This is a genomic window from Nonomuraea sp. NBC_00507 (genome assembly GCF_036013525.1).
GTDB lineage: Bacteria > Actinomycetota > Actinomycetes > Streptosporangiales > Streptosporangiaceae > Nonomuraea.
This window is the reverse complement of the sequence record NZ_CP107854.1, coordinates 70421-84487: the sequence shown is the minus strand read 5'-3', so window position 1 is coordinate 84487 and position 14067 is coordinate 70421. Positions and strand designations below refer to the sequence as shown.

15 protein-coding genes are annotated in these 14067 nt (G+C 67.7%); 3 read left to right on the top strand and 12 right to left on the bottom strand.

Going from position 1 to position 14067, the window contains the following annotated elements; genetic code table 11:
* Positions 1–12: 12 nt before the first annotated feature.
* Positions 13–1017 carry an amidoligase family protein gene (locus tag OHA25_RS60290; RefSeq protein ID WP_327591336.1) on the bottom strand — a complete coding sequence of 335 codons (1005 nt, stop codon included), beginning with the start codon at positions 1015–1017 and terminating at the stop codon, positions 13–15.
* A gap of 6 nt (positions 1018–1023) precedes the next feature.
* Here OHA25_RS60290 and OHA25_RS60285 point away from each other — a divergent pair, with 6 nt between their 5' ends.
* A complete protein-coding gene (locus OHA25_RS60285; RefSeq protein WP_327591335.1) occupies positions 1024–1299 on the top strand; it encodes a hypothetical protein in 276 nt (91 codons plus the stop codon).
* Positions 1300–1329: 30 nt separating this feature from the next.
* Here OHA25_RS60285 and OHA25_RS60280 read toward each other — a convergent pair whose 3' ends face one another.
* The 3 genes from OHA25_RS60280 to OHA25_RS60270 all read right to left on the bottom strand — a co-directional run bounded on the left by OHA25_RS60280 (position 1330) and on the right by OHA25_RS60270 (position 4093).
* Positions 1330–1863 carry a hypothetical protein gene (locus tag OHA25_RS60280; protein WP_327591334.1) on the bottom strand — a complete coding sequence of 178 codons (534 nt, stop codon included), beginning with the start codon at positions 1861–1863 and terminating at the stop codon, positions 1330–1332.
* Positions 1860–2726 (bottom strand): DUF4417 domain-containing protein, encoded by an 867-nt coding sequence (locus tag OHA25_RS60275; protein ID WP_327591333.1) that lies wholly within the window; start codon positions 2724–2726, stop codon positions 1860–1862. Before OHA25_RS60275 ends, OHA25_RS60280 begins: the two co-directional genes overlap by 4 nt.
* Before the next feature lie 227 nt (positions 2727–2953).
* Positions 2954–4093 (bottom strand): ParB/RepB/Spo0J family partition protein, encoded by a 1140-nt coding sequence (locus OHA25_RS60270; RefSeq protein WP_327591332.1) that lies wholly within the window; start codon positions 4091–4093, stop codon positions 2954–2956.
* Positions 4094–4499: 406 nt separating this feature from the next.
* On the opposite strand from OHA25_RS60270, the gene OHA25_RS60265 reads away from it, so the two are divergent.
* On the top strand, positions 4500–4709 hold the full coding sequence (locus OHA25_RS60265; protein ID WP_327591331.1) for a BldC family transcriptional regulator: 210 nt from the start codon (positions 4500–4502) through the stop codon (positions 4707–4709).
* A gap of 89 nt (positions 4710–4798) precedes the next feature.
* Here the strand turns inward: OHA25_RS60265 and OHA25_RS60260 are convergent, their stop codons facing one another.
* From OHA25_RS60260 to OHA25_RS60245, 4 genes are all read right to left on the bottom strand, one after another.
* Positions 4799–5332 carry a DUF1643 domain-containing protein gene (locus OHA25_RS60260; protein WP_327591330.1) on the bottom strand — a complete coding sequence of 178 codons (534 nt, stop codon included), beginning with the start codon at positions 5330–5332 and terminating at the stop codon, positions 4799–4801.
* Positions 5333–5395: 63 nt separating this feature from the next.
* The gene (gene dndE, locus OHA25_RS60255) at positions 5396–5794 is read right to left on the bottom strand and encodes a DNA sulfur modification protein DndE (protein WP_327591329.1); all 399 of its coding nucleotides are present in this window, start codon (positions 5792–5794) and stop codon (positions 5396–5398) included.
* Positions 5784–7814: a DNA sulfur modification protein DndD gene (dndD, locus tag OHA25_RS60250; RefSeq protein ID WP_327591328.1), complete on the bottom strand. Its 2031-nt coding sequence runs from the start codon at positions 7812–7814 to the stop codon at positions 5784–5786. Before dndD ends, dndE begins: the two co-directional genes overlap by 11 nt.
* Positions 7811–7945 carry a hypothetical protein gene (locus OHA25_RS60245; protein WP_327591327.1) on the bottom strand — a complete coding sequence of 45 codons (135 nt, stop codon included), beginning with the start codon at positions 7943–7945 and terminating at the stop codon, positions 7811–7813. The genes dndD and OHA25_RS60245 overlap by 4 nt, the downstream gene beginning before the upstream one ends.
* A gap of 1054 nt (positions 7946–8999) precedes the next feature.
* Here OHA25_RS60245 and OHA25_RS60240 point away from each other — a divergent pair.
* On the top strand, positions 9000–9881 hold the full coding sequence (locus OHA25_RS60240) for a hypothetical protein (protein WP_327591326.1): 882 nt from the start codon (positions 9000–9002) through the stop codon (positions 9879–9881).
* Between the two features lie 33 nt (positions 9882–9914).
* Here OHA25_RS60240 and OHA25_RS60235 read toward each other — a convergent pair whose 3' ends face one another.
* From OHA25_RS60235 to OHA25_RS60220, 4 genes are read right to left on the bottom strand one after another with little or no spacing between them, the layout of a single operon-like run.
* A complete protein-coding gene (locus OHA25_RS60235; protein WP_327591325.1) occupies positions 9915–12758 on the bottom strand; it encodes a BTAD domain-containing putative transcriptional regulator in 2844 nt (947 codons plus the stop codon).
* Complete coding sequence (locus OHA25_RS60230) at positions 12755–13216, bottom strand: pilus assembly protein TadG-related protein (protein WP_442942258.1); 462 nt, start codon at positions 13214–13216, stop codon at positions 12755–12757. Before OHA25_RS60230 ends, OHA25_RS60235 begins: the two co-directional genes overlap by 4 nt.
* Positions 13217–13642, bottom strand: coding sequence for a TadE/TadG family type IV pilus assembly protein (locus OHA25_RS60225; RefSeq protein ID WP_327591324.1), 426 nt, complete (start codon positions 13640–13642; stop codon positions 13217–13219).
* Complete coding sequence (locus OHA25_RS60220; protein ID WP_327591323.1) at positions 13639–14064, bottom strand: TadE/TadG family type IV pilus assembly protein; 426 nt, start codon at positions 14062–14064, stop codon at positions 13639–13641. Before OHA25_RS60220 ends, OHA25_RS60225 begins: the two co-directional genes overlap by 4 nt.
* Positions 14065–14067 lie beyond the last annotated feature (3 nt).

Genomic DNA, 14067 nt, shown 5'->3' with positions numbered 1-14067 from the left:
CTCTCCTCGCGCTTAACGAGGCCGCTGCCAGCGCGTCGATGCAAATAACGCTGTGGCTTGGGCCTTGTCTCGCGCCCGTCGATAGATGGTGTCCATCAGCTGGCGGAAGCTCCTGGTGTCGTCCAACCAGGCTTGCCCCCGCAGGCGCTCACCGCGGGGAAGGTGGGCATTGCGCTGTCGGTGCGTTCCCAGGCGTTCAGGCTGATCCGCCTCAGCGCCGCGTGATGCCGCTGCCACCAGGGCCAGACTGGTCTTGATCTGTGTTTGGATGACGGACGGATCGAGGGACCCGTCCCACATGCGCATTTCGGCGTGGTCCTGGCGACCGCCGTTAACGGCCTGAAGATTCAGCCCAAGGCCGTGGCCAGCGTTCCTCCAGCTGACCTCCTGAACGCTTCGGTAGCCGCCGGCGGGGACTTGGTTGGGCCTGCACCAGCTCGTCCCCCTGTGCTGTCGAGCAGCGGGGTTTTGCGCCATCCTGAAGAGCACATCCTCGTAGGCGGCGTTGAGCTGCAGTAGCCGGTTGTGATTGTCGATGGTGTGGTCGTAATCGTGGAGGCTCACGTGGACATGGCCTCCCGTGTTGTACGTGGCCACTCCCCCGTGCCGGCGCACGATTTCGCAAACCTTTTCCAGATTTCGCCAGGTTTGCGGCTCGTCATACATGATCGGGGAGACGATCTCGCCAGCCACGGTCGCGTCTGACTCGAGGCGCCAACCGTTGGGAGCGTCGCTGTAGCCCTCGCGCATGTTGGAGTGGTAGCCGCCCTGATACGCATACCGGCTTAGACCCGCGTCGTACAAGTCTCGAGCGATGGCCTCCAGGGCATCATCGTCGTCTGCTCCTGAGAGGTCGAATTCGATCTCCACGCCGAAGGCGCGGCCGCCCTCGCGGGCCCCCAGCCCGTCTGTGGCGTCCTCATACATGTACGAGATGGGTGGCTCGCCACGCTCTCTCCGGGCTCTGGCCTCGTCGTAGGCCTGCTGGAAGGCCTCGGGATTATTGAGGTAGCTCACCTCGCCGTGGGGGTCGGCCCATTGCTCACGCAGACGTTGCTGGGCCTGCCCGGCTCGCTGGCGAACCTCGGCCAGGTCGACGAGAACCTCCTGTGCCGCGGAGGTTGGCTGGACGTCGGCATATGGCTCACCGACCGGGCCTACGCGGCCGGCGGAGGCACCGGCGCGGCCGCCAAACTCGGTGATGACCGCACCGGCCCCTCCGCCGGCCGCAGGGCCTGGCGCTGGCGACGGTGCTGGCGCGGTGGGAGCGACCTCGCGGTGGACGTGCGACGATCGTGATCCTCGGCCCATGGGTCCGACTCCCTGGGCTTAGATGTCGGTGTCCGGTGCTGACGGCGCCCGGCGGGCAAGATGGATCCAGCCCGCCCGGTGCAGGGACTCCAGGAGGCTCCAGTCGTTGCTCGGGTCGAGCCAAATGATCGCGTCACCGGCGGCCGTCGGCCGTCCCAGCTCTCCGTCAGGTTCGTAGAAGCTCGTGACGAGCACGAGCGGCATCGGTGCGGTCCACGCCTCAGGAGCCGGAGGCCGGTCGCGGTCACCCACCAAGATGGCGCGTTGCTCGTCCGTACACCGGGTCACCAGTTCCGGGTTGGCCGAATTCAGCTGCGCCTGCAATGCGACCTGCACGTCGACGGCGGCCCGGATGCGGGCTTGATACTGCTGCTGGGCGTCCTGCTGTTGATAGCCGGGCAGCAGCAGCTCGAGAAGCTCGGCTGGGGTGTCGCCGTAGGCGCGCCATCGGCCGGCGTCGTAGATGAGCTCCAGGTCGTAGTAGCCGCCCTCGGGGCGTTGCGGCGCGCTCACCGGGGTGTCGTCGGTCGGATTGGGGATGCGGGTACTCATCGGTGGGCCTCCAGAAGGTTGTGGTAGTAGAGGACGTTGGCCGCGAAGAGTTCAGGGACCTGCCAGTCGGTGTGCTGGCGGCCTGTCGCGGTCATCACGGCGCCATGCCGTGCGTAGTGCAGCGGGCTTTGAGTGATCACATGGGTTCGGGTGCCGAATAGGGTGACGAGTTCGGCGATGCGGGAGGCGCGGCTGGTGCCGCAGAGCATCACCGGCAGGTCGGGCGGAAGGGTTGCTGCGATCAGTGCCAAGCCGGGCAGGGCGAGCTCGTTCCAGGCTCGGTCTGTGCGGAGCGTCTGCAGATTGCAGGCCACCGCGGCCGGCCCAGCCGGATGGCGGTCGACGATCCAGTCGAGGTAGCGCTGGAGGTCTTCGTGCCGGAACCAGTGGAGGGTGGGCGCCACCGGCGCGCCGGCGGCCGCCAGCTCGGCGGCCACCAGGAGGCTGCGGCGCATGGCGATGAGGTGCTCGGCTCGTGGCTGATTGCCGTAGACGGAAAAGTCGGGACCAATCACCAGGTCCCAGCCCTGATCGGCGATCGTTTCTGCCAGGTGGTCCGCGCGGCGGCGGGTCCACAGGGTTTCCACCATGTCGTCATCGGCGTGGCCGACCAAGATGGCCTGTTGGTCGGCGGACAGGCCGAGCATGGTGCGCGCGTCGGCACCCTGCCACCTCGCGTAGATCTTTCTCGTTTCGGGGCTGAGGATCCGTCGCAAGCCCAACGCGTATCCCGGCCAGCCGAGCGCTGCGTCCAGGGCGCTGATGGCCGTGCTGTCAACTTGGGGGATCAGGTTCGGGAGACCGACTGGCGGGGTTCCCGGGACGTGAAGGTCGTCGAAGGTCAGCGGTCCGACGTCGGCCATCCAGGCGTTGATGTCGGACCGGCTGCCACACCTGACCGGACACCGGCTGCAGCCTCCGCCCGGTCCGCCGGCGCGCTGGTCGGCGGCGCGGCTGCAGGCGCAGTACTCGCAGTCGGACGAACAGCCTGAGCACACCGGCTGTGGCGCGTCAGGGTTGCCGCGGTAGAAGGGACAGACGGCGCAGTTGCACCCCGCGGCGGGGGTCAGCGGCTGGACGGTCTGTGTGATCACGGTGTCGCCTCCGCCGCTTGTGGCAGGAGCCGTGTGATCTCGGCGGCCAGCATGCGCAGGGAGCCGGTCGAGAACCGGTCTGAGGGGATGGCGCCGCGGCGCAGCTGGGCCACCAGGCGGCGCATCCCCGCGATGGTGTCCTCCACGAGGGCATGCTCGAGTGTGGCCGCAGGCTCGGCTTCGACGGCCGGTTGCCCTGGAGCGTCGCCGGCGACCGGTGGGCGGAGGGGTGTTCGACCTCGTGGCTGTTCGGCTATCGCGAGCAGCTGGTCGACTGCCATGCCGGGATTGCGTGCTTGCTCTCTGACTACGGCGGTGATTAGTCCGGGTCGGCCTGTATCTCTGACGGCGCGCCACAGGTCCATGGCGAGCTCGGTCTGTCCGCCTGTTCCGCGGGCGAGAGCGGTCCGCGTGGCCAACGCGATCTGGTGGGTGTCCAGGTCGGCGGACAGCTCACGCGGCAGAGCCTTGAAGGCGGCCACCAGTGCGGAGGCCTTGCGTGGCGGGATTTCGAGTCCGAGGCAGTGCAGGACGTCGCGCCAGGAGACGGCCAAGTCAGTGCGGCCCGCGTCGCTGCGCAGCTCTTCCAGAGCGTGTAGCCGGCTGGCCGGGTCGGGATTGCGGGCGATGTCGTCCGCTACAGGGAGGCCGGCTGCCGTGAGAGCGTCGGTCAGCATGGCGCATCGCTGGAGGAGCAGCGCCGCGGCCAATTCTCCGGGCTGCAGCTTTTCCCGGGCGAGGTTCTCCGCAAGTTGCCATCGTCGACGCTCGGTCTCGCTCAGCGGGCCAGGGCAGACGAGGGCTGGGACCGCGGCGAAATTTGGGTGGTCGTGATACAGGGTTGCGCCTAGCCGGAGCGCACTCAGACGTCGTTCACCGACGACGAGCCGATGGCGTGACTCCCCCTGCTGCGGGCCGGGCAACCGTTCGACGCCCACGGGGTGCAGCAGGCCGAGTTCGGCGATCGAGCTGATCAGGTCTGCCAGTCCCTCACGCGTGTAGGCGGGGCCGGGCATCCGGCCCTGTGTCTCGGTGTAGACCGCGCCAGGCCCGGTCAGGGGTAGGAGCTCGAGGCTGCGGCTGTTGATGGAGGGCTGTCTCCGGCCGATATGGGATCGCTGGTCGGCTCTCACCATGCCTGCTCCCTTCTGTTCGACAGGGTGTTTCACCGGCGTCCCGCACCCTGTCGTGATGGTGTTGCGCGTGGTGTGACAGCCGACCCGTGCCTGGCCACGGCACAGGCTGTGCGGCGATTTGGGGTGTCGGGGCCAGATGCTGACGAACCGGCGATGCCTGGCCGCGAGTGCTGTAATTAGTAAATCGAGTCTATTGCATGTGACTTCGAGGGCTACGTCATCAGCTCGGGATTGATGGTTTATAATATTAAAAAGAGCTTGTCCAGAGAGGACGGAAAGGCCCGAGGGTGCCGGAAGGACATGATCTGTGGCCTGCCGGTCGAACGTCCCCTTGATTGGCCCGTCTCCCCCGCGGCTGGACCGGCTCTTTCTGCCCCCTCGCCGATCAGCTCAGAGGAGCCACGGAATGACCACTGAGATCACGTCCCCCGACACCGAGCGACTTCTCACGCCTGCCGAAGTCGCATCCCTCTTCCGCGTCGATCCGAAGACCGTCACGCGCTGGGCCAAAGCCGGACGCCTGTCCAGTATTCGCACTCTCGGCGGTCATCGCCGCTACCGGGAGACAGAGGTGCACGCGTTGATCGCGGGCAGCCAGACGGCCCGGACACTGTAGTCGCTGCATCGGCCGTGCACCTCTCCGCTGCGCCCGGAGACGTGTGCGGCCAGCCACTGGGGTCGCAGGTTGCGGACGTCGGACCGGGTTCACCACCGTCTTATCGGCACCCGCCACGGACGCGGAACGAGTCCGGCGGGTTGATACAACGGATGGACGAGTTGCCCGTCGCGTGCGGTGCTCAGGCACACCGGGTGGAGCGGCTCGAGCAACGCGGCCACCCCTTCCCACCGGCCCTTCAGCCGGGGGTAACGGCCAGTTCCCCAAGCGACCACGATCCGGTCCATCCCCTCCCACTGGCGCAGCCAGTTATCGTTGTCCGGGCCGACCGGGTCGCTCGCCGTGTCGCTCGCCGTCAGGAGGTCACGGGGACGGGTGGCGCGTAATGCGAACAGGTTCCTGACCACGATGCCCGCATATCTCCACGCTTTGGCGTACGCCATACAGCGGCGGATGGTGGGATCGTCGTCGCGGTTGTTGGCTGTCGAGGGGTTCAACATCACCCAGCCGCACAGCGCCCGGTCACCGTGGCCTTTCCACGTGCGCCACAAGCTGTATCGATATGGTCCTTCGATGAAGGTCCCACGGCTGTCGTCCTCGAAGAGGACTTCCTGCTCAGGCATGCCGGTTACACTCCGCGAGGTCGCCCCACAAACGGACGGTTTCGACCGGAGCGTGTGGCCGACTCACGTGGCTTGTCCTTCCAACGCGCATGAGGCGAGTGCGGCAAGATCGGCGATGGTCTTCAGGGTGGGGTCTCCGACGAGGTAACCCAGGCCGCGGTGTACGTGGAGGCCGAGTTGGGTGGCGATGGCCTCCTCGTCCAGCGGGAGACCGTCGCGGTGGCAGCGCAGCGTGAGCATCCCCCACAGCACGTCGCCGTGCGCTCCTGCGAAGGTTCTCCAGTCGATTTCCACGTTGGAATCGCAGCGGAGTGGGACCTGTGGCGGGATAGTGGGCTCGGCGAGGGATCGGCACAGTGCAAGCCGGCAGATGACGGCCCAGGTCGGCAGGCCTGTTCGCCGCCTCAACGTGACGAGTTGGCTGCGGCCCGTCTCGTTGAGTCTCAGACGGTCAACCGGCATGGGCCACCTCCTGTGGCTGCTCAGCGAAATAGCCTTCGCGGATCTGGGTGCAGGCCTTCACCCGATCGAAGTCCAGGCGGTATGTACGGCCGAGGCAGGGCTCGAGCCGCGAGACGGCGCTGTCGGCGACCTCGGTGTCGGTGGACAGCAGCACGACCTGGTGACCGGCGTTCGGGAAATAGCGCTGCACGAGGTGCCGGCGGTGTTCGGAGTCGAGCCTCCCGAGTGGGGTGTCGATGATGACGGGGAGTCTCCGGCCGGAGGCGCGGGCCAGGCCCCATAGCAGGCTGATGGCCAGCATCTGCCGCTCCCCCGCCGACAGCTGATGGGATAGCAGCGTTGCCGGCCCGTCGGCGGCCGGGGTGAGCAGGGTGACATCGAACGTGTCGGTGCTGATCGTGAGGTCGGTGACCAGGTCGGTCTTGCGGAGCACGGTGCGTAGGCAGGCGAGGACCTCGGCTTGGATACGGCCCACGTGACGTTGGATGATCGCTGTGCGGTACCGGGCAAGGGTGTCGCGGTATTTCTCGCTGAACCTGACGATCCGCTGGGACTGTTCGACCCCGACCGCGGCTTCGGCGTAACTGGTGTGCGCCTCGTCCAGCTGGCGGCGAGCCTGTTCGGCGTGCCGCTCCGCCCGGCGGGCGGTCTCATCGGCCAGGGCTACGGCCTCGATGGCGGACGTCAGCGCGGCCCGTGCTGTGTCACGCTCCGCACCAAGGTCGGCAATCACCTCCCGGTCGGGAACTCCCGCGAGACGGCGCTCGATGGTGTCGCCCTCCGCGGCAAGCCTGGAGTGCGTGTCGGTCAGGTCGGTAAGAGCGCGGCTCGCCGCGGGGAGTTCGATGTCCAGCAGGAGACGCGTCTGCGCGGCGGCGTGCGCGGGCAGGCCGACCACTACCTGTCGGGCGGCTGTCGCGCGGCGCGCTGTGACGTCTGCCTCCAGCACCGTCCGCATTTGGGCGAGCGCCTCCGGCGCCACGCCACGGCTGGCCAGGTCGGACAGGACTGCATTGTCGCGGTCGGGGAGCGCTTCGACCAGATCACGTTGGCGGAATGTGTCACTCTCACATTCGGCCAGCGCTGCAACGTCGGCGAGCAGGTCGCGTGCTAGCAGCAGGGGAGCGCAGCCGTTGATCACGTCGCGCATCTCCTCCTGCGCCTGTCGCAGGTCCGCCTGCGCGGCGGTCAGCCGATGTTCCAGTTCATGACGCTGCTCAAACGCCTCTCCCCCAGCTAGCCGGTATGCCTCCTCCAGGTCGTCCACCCGCTTCTGCGCTTGGGCCTGAACGTCTCGAGCCTGTCGTGCCGCTTGGGTGGCGGACTGATGCTCGCGGGTGGCCGCGGCCAGGTCACGCAGACGGGCATTCCGAACGGCCAGCAACTCCACCGGCTGCTTCACGCCTTTGTGGCGCCGTTCCAGCACTTTTAGATCCTGGGCTGTGCGGTCGACCAGGTCCACGCCGAGCAGCCCATAGATCGCGGTCTTCAGGACCTCGCGGGCGGTGTCGGGTTCCGCCAACGCTTCGATCTTCTCTCCGTCGAAGAAGAACAACGAAGCGAGCCTGCTCGGGATCAGGGTCTCGGCATGGTCGGCCCAGTCGGCGGTCATGGCCTCATCGAAGGCAAGGACACCGGCGAGGTTGTCGTTGGACAGGACACGCACCGTCTCGGTCAGGCCGGTCTTGGTGATACGCCAGGATCGACACACCCGGATCTGCAGCATGCGGGCTTCGCGTTCGGTGTGGAGCTCCAGCTCGACCGTGGCCCTCTCGCCGGGGGGAGCATGCCGGTGAACAAGGCCGGCGAGGTACGCCTCGTAGCCGCCCCGGCGGCCGGCCAAGCGGGCGCGGCCGCCGTACAAGGCGAGCTGGATCGCATCCAGCATCGTGGTCTTGCCGCACCCATTGAGGCCGCCGATCAGGGTCACGGGCCGATCCGGCGCTGGCGGGGTGAGGCGGACACTCTGGCGCCCGCCGAAGACACCGAGGTTACTGACGACCAACTCATCGAAGATCACTTCGTTGTCCCGGTGTCGTGGGGATGCAGCCGGATGTCGAGGGGACCGTCGGGGAGATTCTTCTGTGTTTCGGCGAGCAGGGACCCCATGAGCAGGGCATCAGGAGACGAAGCGGCCGGGGTGCAGGTCATCTTTCCTCCCTGGAGGCGGGATGGGCATCGCTGAGGAACGACGACATCGAGGTGCCGCTCCCATCTCCCCATCGTAATTATATGTAATTCACTTAACAAGTCTATTGCATGCAATAAGGAGCGCATTCTCGTGCCACGCTCAATGGATCCGGCAGCCTGCGCGTTCACCAATGGGGTCGGACGACGTGTTTCCCTTAGGTGTAGATCCACCCTGTGTACCGCTTCGTCCCCTTGCATGTACGGCACACATTCCGCCAGGCGACAGGCGTGCTCTGTGTCAGTGCCGGCGCAAAGCCGGTAGCTCGGCAGTCCGGGCACGGCAGGTCGACCACCCACGATGCAGCAGGACCTTGCCACCGCCGGCGGTTGGCCGCTCTCTGCACGATCACACCGGCGACAATCGCCACAATTGGAAGCCCCAGCACCGTGATCAACATTTGGGGTATCGCCGGAAGCTGAAGAGGCATCACCAGCAAGGGCAAAAACACGAAACCTAGCAGCAATACCGCGCAGCCACTCGCAAACCCCTTCACGGCTTCACCTCATTGGAGATGCGGCGCTCAATTCGCCATGGTGCCACGCGAGGTCGAAAACTGAAACCGTGGATGGAATGTCCCTCGCAAGAAGGGGTCGCACGGTGGCAACGATCTTATGATGTCCCGTGTGTGACCAGTCCGGCTGGCGGGGCCGCTTCGGCGCCGGGGGCCACGCGTTCAGCGTCATTTCCCCTTGTGGCCGGCCGCGTGTGTCGTCCGGGATGGCTCGCCGGTGAGAGACGCGCGCGAAGGTTGACTTTCGGGCAAAAGATGAACTCTACTACTTATATACGGTAGCGTCCTCTTGCGGGACGTCACCGGCATCGCCGCCGTCCCGTATGTCCTCTGGGCGGAAGGAGGCGGCCTACGACACGGCGGCATCGCGACGGCACGTCGGGGCTCACTGCTGACGCAGCCGGTGATCTTGCGGCTCGTGCCCCTCGAGAGCCGGCCAAAGACGTTTAACAACGCGCGGATCTGCCTGACGGCGGACGCGGCAAATGAAGGCGAGATTTCTTGTGAACGAGCACGAGCACGAGCACGATCGTGTGGTTTTGGCTACCGTCGCGAAACGATTGCGGTTGCCCATGGCCGAGGTCAGGACCTGGCCGGCCCGCTACGAGTCCACACCTCGGCCGTTCCCCCGGCCGGACGAGGGCACGTACCGCTGGGGTGAAGTCCTGGAATGGGTGGACCGTCGCAATATGACGCTGCGGGAGATAGCGGAGGCGCGGGGAGTGAGCTGGCACACCATCGCTTTTCATCGCGGAAACGACGCCAAGTTTCCTCCCTCCGCAGGCCAGCGGCCGGCAGAGGGGCGTGGCCGGCCGCAAGAGGTCTATGATGCGGCGGCGATCACGCAGTTTTACCGGAACAAGGCGCGGAGCAGTGCAGGGCGGGCGGTGGCAGGTGCCGATCGTATCTCCCATGTGGGAGACCCTGAAGAACGTGTGGACTGGAAGTCGATAGCGTCGCGGTTGAAGGTGAACTACAACACCGTGCGAACCTTTCCCGCCCTGTACAAGGACACCGACAACCCCTTTCCGCCCAAAGGGGACGATGGGAAGCACCGCTGGGGTGACGTGGTCGAGTGGAACGCGAGACGCCTTGGGTCGGGTCGACGGGCCCCGCACACCGACACGGGAGCCAAGGACACGCGCTCGCCGGCGCAGCGGCGAGCGCGCTGTCCGGAGGGGCATGACGCGGACGAGCAGGTGACCGACGCCGTGATCGCTGACCGGTTCGGGGTTCAGCCCGCCACGGTAGCGGTGTGGCGCCGGAAGTACGAGTCCGCCCCTGTGCCCTTCCCAATCCTGGACCAGTCGGGGACCTGCCGGTGGGGAGATGTTGTGGCATGGGATGACTGGCGCCACAACCCTGTCGATGGGCCCCGCAAGTAGGGCAACCGGTGTTCACGCGGTTTGGGACCCCCTTCAGCGCCGGGTTCGTGCTAATTCGTCGCCGGGCCAGTGGTCGGGCACCTCCGCGCGTCCTGTCAACTCACGATACAGACGGGCCGTGGACGGGTGGGGCTCTCCATCCAGGCTGACGTCGCGGATGGCGTCCAGGCATTTGGTCCACGTTTCGTGTACCCCGGCCAGGTTCTCCATCGCGTGCTCGGCGCGCATCAGGCAGCGCCAGAGTTGTTCAGCCGTGGGGTCGGCCCCCAGACCCGTGCGAGCCGCGCGCGCGGCCCACTGCGGCCGGTCGGCCTGTAACTCAAGCCCGGCCAGCAGTTCGGCCGTGTCCACGATCTCGGCTCGCATGCACTCCAGCAGCGGCGTGTCGATCCACCAGAAATACGCGCCGTCCAGTGGCCGGCCGCGCACCAGCGCCAAGGCGGCGCGAAGGTCCTCGATGCCGTCGAGGCCGTGCTCGGCGCCACGGGAGATCAAGTCGCCGAACAGCGTCCAGTCCAGCGTGACGCCGTGCAGGTGATAAACCTTGCTCCTACTGTCGTAAACGATGCGTTCCAGGTCATCGGGCGCGGGACCGAGCGCTCGCCGGGTGCGCGTGATGAGCTGACGCAGGGAGTCTTGGGGCTTGGGATGGTCCGGGTCGCTGCCGAGCAATGTGGCCAACTGGACGTTGCTGAGTCCTGCCTGGTTCAACGCGAGCGCGACGACAAGTTCCAGCTGCTTACCTTGCAGCGAAGTGAGGCTCCCGGTCAGGGTGACAGGTCCGAGGACGTACAGCGCGCACTCGGACTCACTTGGCTCTGCAGGGCGCTCGACAAAAGGTTCGGCGCCGGCGGGCGCCGAAGAGGTGGACGGCGCTGGCGGGAACACGGGGCGATCTGCCGGGTACGGGGGGGCGTCGGCGGGCACATCGTTGAGGTCGGCCGCGGTCGCGACGAGGGCGGCGATCTCGGCGTAGACCTGGGGGGTCATCGCTTCCGGCCGCACCGTGAGACCGATCGCTTCCAGGGTCATCTGCGGGGCCGCTCCCCCCGACAGCTTGATCCGCGACGGGCAGAGTTGGGCGGTCGACTCGTCGGCGGCGACGAGGGCGGCGATGCCGCCGTGTTCCCCGCTCAGCTCGGCCAGGCGGCGCATCTGCACCGACGTAGGCCGGACACGGCTGACGACTATGGTCAGCCGCCAGTCATCGGCGTCGGGGTTGCGCAGCCGACGTTCGCGCACAGGCCCGGTCGTTCGCGCCGCCTGGGCGGCCAGGCTGGCCCGCAGGTCGGCGGCGCGCCGTTCGAGCAGTGTAAGAGCCTCGTCCAGGTCCGGGCAGGTATGGATACGGTCGTTGAGGGCCTCGAGGTCGGGGCACCCCACCAGGATGGCGTCGAACCATCCGGACCAGGGGTTGGCCGCGGCTTCGGCTGCGGCGGTGCACAGTACCTGGTCGACGAGGTCCGCCGGCCCGTAGCAGGCGGACAGGCCAAGCCTCTCGAGGTCGACGAGGAGGTAGCCGCCGTGTGTCCGGCCTGCGGTGAACAGTCCGGGGAGCGGATCGCCGTGAGCATAAAGCCCGGCAAGCTCTCCCACCTCGGCATGCCCTGCGGCGTCCAGGTGCCAGACCATGCCCTGGGTGTTCGGAGCGGTCCGGAACGGCTCAGGTGCGTGCGCAGGACGGGAGCCCAGGAGGACCTCGAGGCCGTGAGAGGTCAGGTGCACACCCACGATGTCGGGCATGGGCAGCGCGTCGCGGCGGATCACGCCGCCGAGGACCCGCATCGCGGCGCGAAGCTGGCTGGCGGTATCGGGCGTGGCGGTTCGGCGCAAGCTCTGTTCCCGAGCCTGCACCCGGGGCTGGTCGGGAAGCCTGATGCGACGGCCGGGCCGCCGGTACTGACGTTGGGAATGGCGCAACATGGCCAGGCGGGTGACGATGCCCCCCGCCAGCATGCCCGCGCCGAACACGCCCACGTCGACGGCCAGATCGGTGTAGGTGCGCTCTCCAGCGTGGGGTGACAGCACCAGTGGGGTGACTTCTGGCGTGGTGGTGGCCGTGTTGGTCACGGCTGTGGGCACATCGGTCGGCGTAGGGGTGGGAGTCGGGGTGGCCGTGCGGTGAGGATGGTCGAACGGTGGACGGGCCTCCTCGTGGCCCTCGTGCTCTTGCGCCGGCGGCTCGGCCCGATCCATGCGAGGCTGCTGCCCGGGGGGCATGCGCAGTTTCCAGCCGGGATAGATTTCGGCGGGGTCGCTGAACACCCGGCCGTCGGTCATGGTGTGGCCCAGGTTCAGGTTGACGATCTTTCGGTAGGCGTTGCCATCACCCAGACGTTCCTCGGCGATGCGCCACAGGCACTCCCCCGCCTGGACGACGTGTTCGTTGTGCAGCGGGTCCAGGTCGACGGCGGACGGCGGCGCGGTGGGCTCGGGGTTGGCCAGTGCGGTGGCAACGATCGTGGGCGGCGCGGGCGTTGCGGCGAAGGCGGCCGCCGGTGAGCTCAGCCCCACCGCCACGGCCGTGATCAGGTGGGCGGCCAGGCGCTGCATCGCCCCCAGGCCGGGCACCCGGGTCGCGCTGGCGCGGCCACGGAGCCGCGCGGCGACCTCTAAGAGCACCGCCGCGGTGAATGCCGCCCACGCCGCCCAACCTGTGATCTTGAGGGCGGCCACCAGCAGGGTGCCGTCATCCGGCCGCGACAGCGCTGCGAGAATCTGCTGCAGCGACGGCAGTCCGCTGGGTAGCGGCGAGCCTGCAAGTACGTACAGCGCCACTGGAGCGCCAATGATCAGGCCGACGAGCACGGTGAGCGCGACGAGCCCGCGCATCATTGCGGCTAGCCCGCGGCGGGGCCGGATGGTTCTGACGGTCATCGAGAAGGCCCTTCCACGCCAGTGATCAGGTCGGCGGTGGCCGTGCCGGTCGCCGACACCGAGGAGATGCCCACCATGGACAGCACGAGTGTGGGTCGGCTGACCGAGACGGTGACGGTGATCGAGCGTGTGCCAGTCGCGGTCACCGTTCCCGTGTTTCGCTGCGCGGCCAGGTAGGCGTGGGCCGCGCGGGCGGCTTGGGCGGGGTCGATCCGCAGTTCGGTGACGCCGCGGCGGTAGGCGGCCGCGCGGTCGACGCTGCCGGCACCGGCCCTGGCGGCTTCCTCGGCTAGGGCGGTTGCTTCCCGTCCGGCGCGGAGCTTCTGCCCGCCGTCGACCAGCAGGCCAAGGACGACCATCACCGATGCCGCCAGGATGATAACGAAGATCGTGGCGGACCCCCGCTCGTGCCGCCTCGGTCCAAGCGACGGGAGAAGGGGCAAGCTTGGGTTCGACATCTAGTTTCTCCCCCGGAAGGGATCGAGCGGGCTAGTGAACGTGGCGATGATCGTCTTGGTCCCGGGCAGGCCGGGGATCGCCACATCGCCTAAGGCAACGGCGCAGGTCACGCGGGCGGACACGGTGGCGGGCGTGCCAACTGGAGCGGCAAAGCCTGCGGTGTCGATGTGCACCTCTGGTGAGCATTTGAGGTTTTCACTGGTGAGTAGAGCGGAGGCGCTGGTCCTCGCCGCTTGCTGGGCGGCCTGCGGAGTGCGGGCCAGGGATGCCTGGCGGGCCGCATCACGTGCGGCCGCCTCCACGGCCGCGTGCGCGAGCACGATGCGGCCCGCCCCAATCATGGCGAGGATCAGGAGGAGCAGTGCCGGGAACATCAGGACGGCCTCGACAACCGCGTTACCCTGCTCGCGGCGCGGCGCAATCATGGCTGTTCCCCAAGTCGCTGTGGCGTGGTGAAGCGTTCCCGCGGACCACGCGCTCCTTGACTCACCGACAACGTGAGCCCGGGGATCAGCGACGGCACGGTGGCGGACACCTGCACGTCGATGTCACTGCCGACCGCTCGTGCGCGGACGCGTACGTTGTCGAGCAGGCCATCGCCTACTTCGGCCGCGAAGGCCTCTGCCGTGCTCTTGCCCGATACGAGCGGGGCATTGTGGCTTCGGGCGGCGCGCACCCCTTCCTGCGCGGCGGCCAGCGCCGTGGAGCGCGCGAGGAACCAGAGCCCGGTCTGCAGGCTAACCAGGATGGCCAGGAACAGGACAGGGAGCATGATGACGGCGCCGACGGTCTCAGAACCGCGTTCCCGGGATGCCAGGCCCCGGCGGCGCGGGCTCCAGAAGGCCATACC

Coding starts and splice junctions, on each gene's coding strand:
- dndE (WP_327591329.1), bottom strand. CDS start 5,794: ATGCCGGTTGACCGTCTGAGACTCAACGAGACGGGCCGCAGCCAACTC.
- OHA25_RS60260 (WP_327591330.1), bottom strand. CDS start 5,332: ATGCCTGAGCAGGAAGTCCTCTTCGAGGACGACAGCCGTGGGACCTTC.
- OHA25_RS60220 (WP_327591323.1), bottom strand. CDS start 14,064: ATGGCCTTCTGGAGCCCGCGCCGCCGGGGCCTGGCATCCCGGGAACGC.
- OHA25_RS60275 (WP_327591333.1), bottom strand. CDS start 2,726: ATGGCCGACGTCGGACCGCTGACCTTCGACGACCTTCACGTCCCGGGA.
- OHA25_RS60235 (WP_327591325.1), bottom strand. CDS start 12,758: ATGACCGTCAGAACCATCCGGCCCCGCCGCGGGCTAGCCGCAATGATG.
- OHA25_RS60280 (WP_327591334.1), bottom strand. CDS start 1,863: ATGAGTACCCGCATCCCCAATCCGACCGACGACACCCCGGTGAGCGCG.
- OHA25_RS60265 (WP_327591331.1), top strand. CDS start 4,500: ATGACCACTGAGATCACGTCCCCCGACACCGAGCGACTTCTCACGCCT.
- OHA25_RS60230 (WP_442942258.1), bottom strand. CDS start 13,216: ATGTCGAACCCAAGCTTGCCCCTTCTCCCGTCGCTTGGACCGAGGCGG.
- OHA25_RS60245 (WP_327591327.1), bottom strand. CDS start 7,945: ATGACCTGCACCCCGGCCGCTTCGTCTCCTGATGCCCTGCTCATGGGG.
- OHA25_RS60270 (WP_327591332.1), bottom strand. CDS start 4,093: ATGGTGAGAGCCGACCAGCGATCCCATATCGGCCGGAGACAGCCCTCC.
- OHA25_RS60225 (WP_327591324.1), bottom strand. CDS start 13,642: ATGATTGCGCCGCGCCGCGAGCAGGGTAACGCGGTTGTCGAGGCCGTC.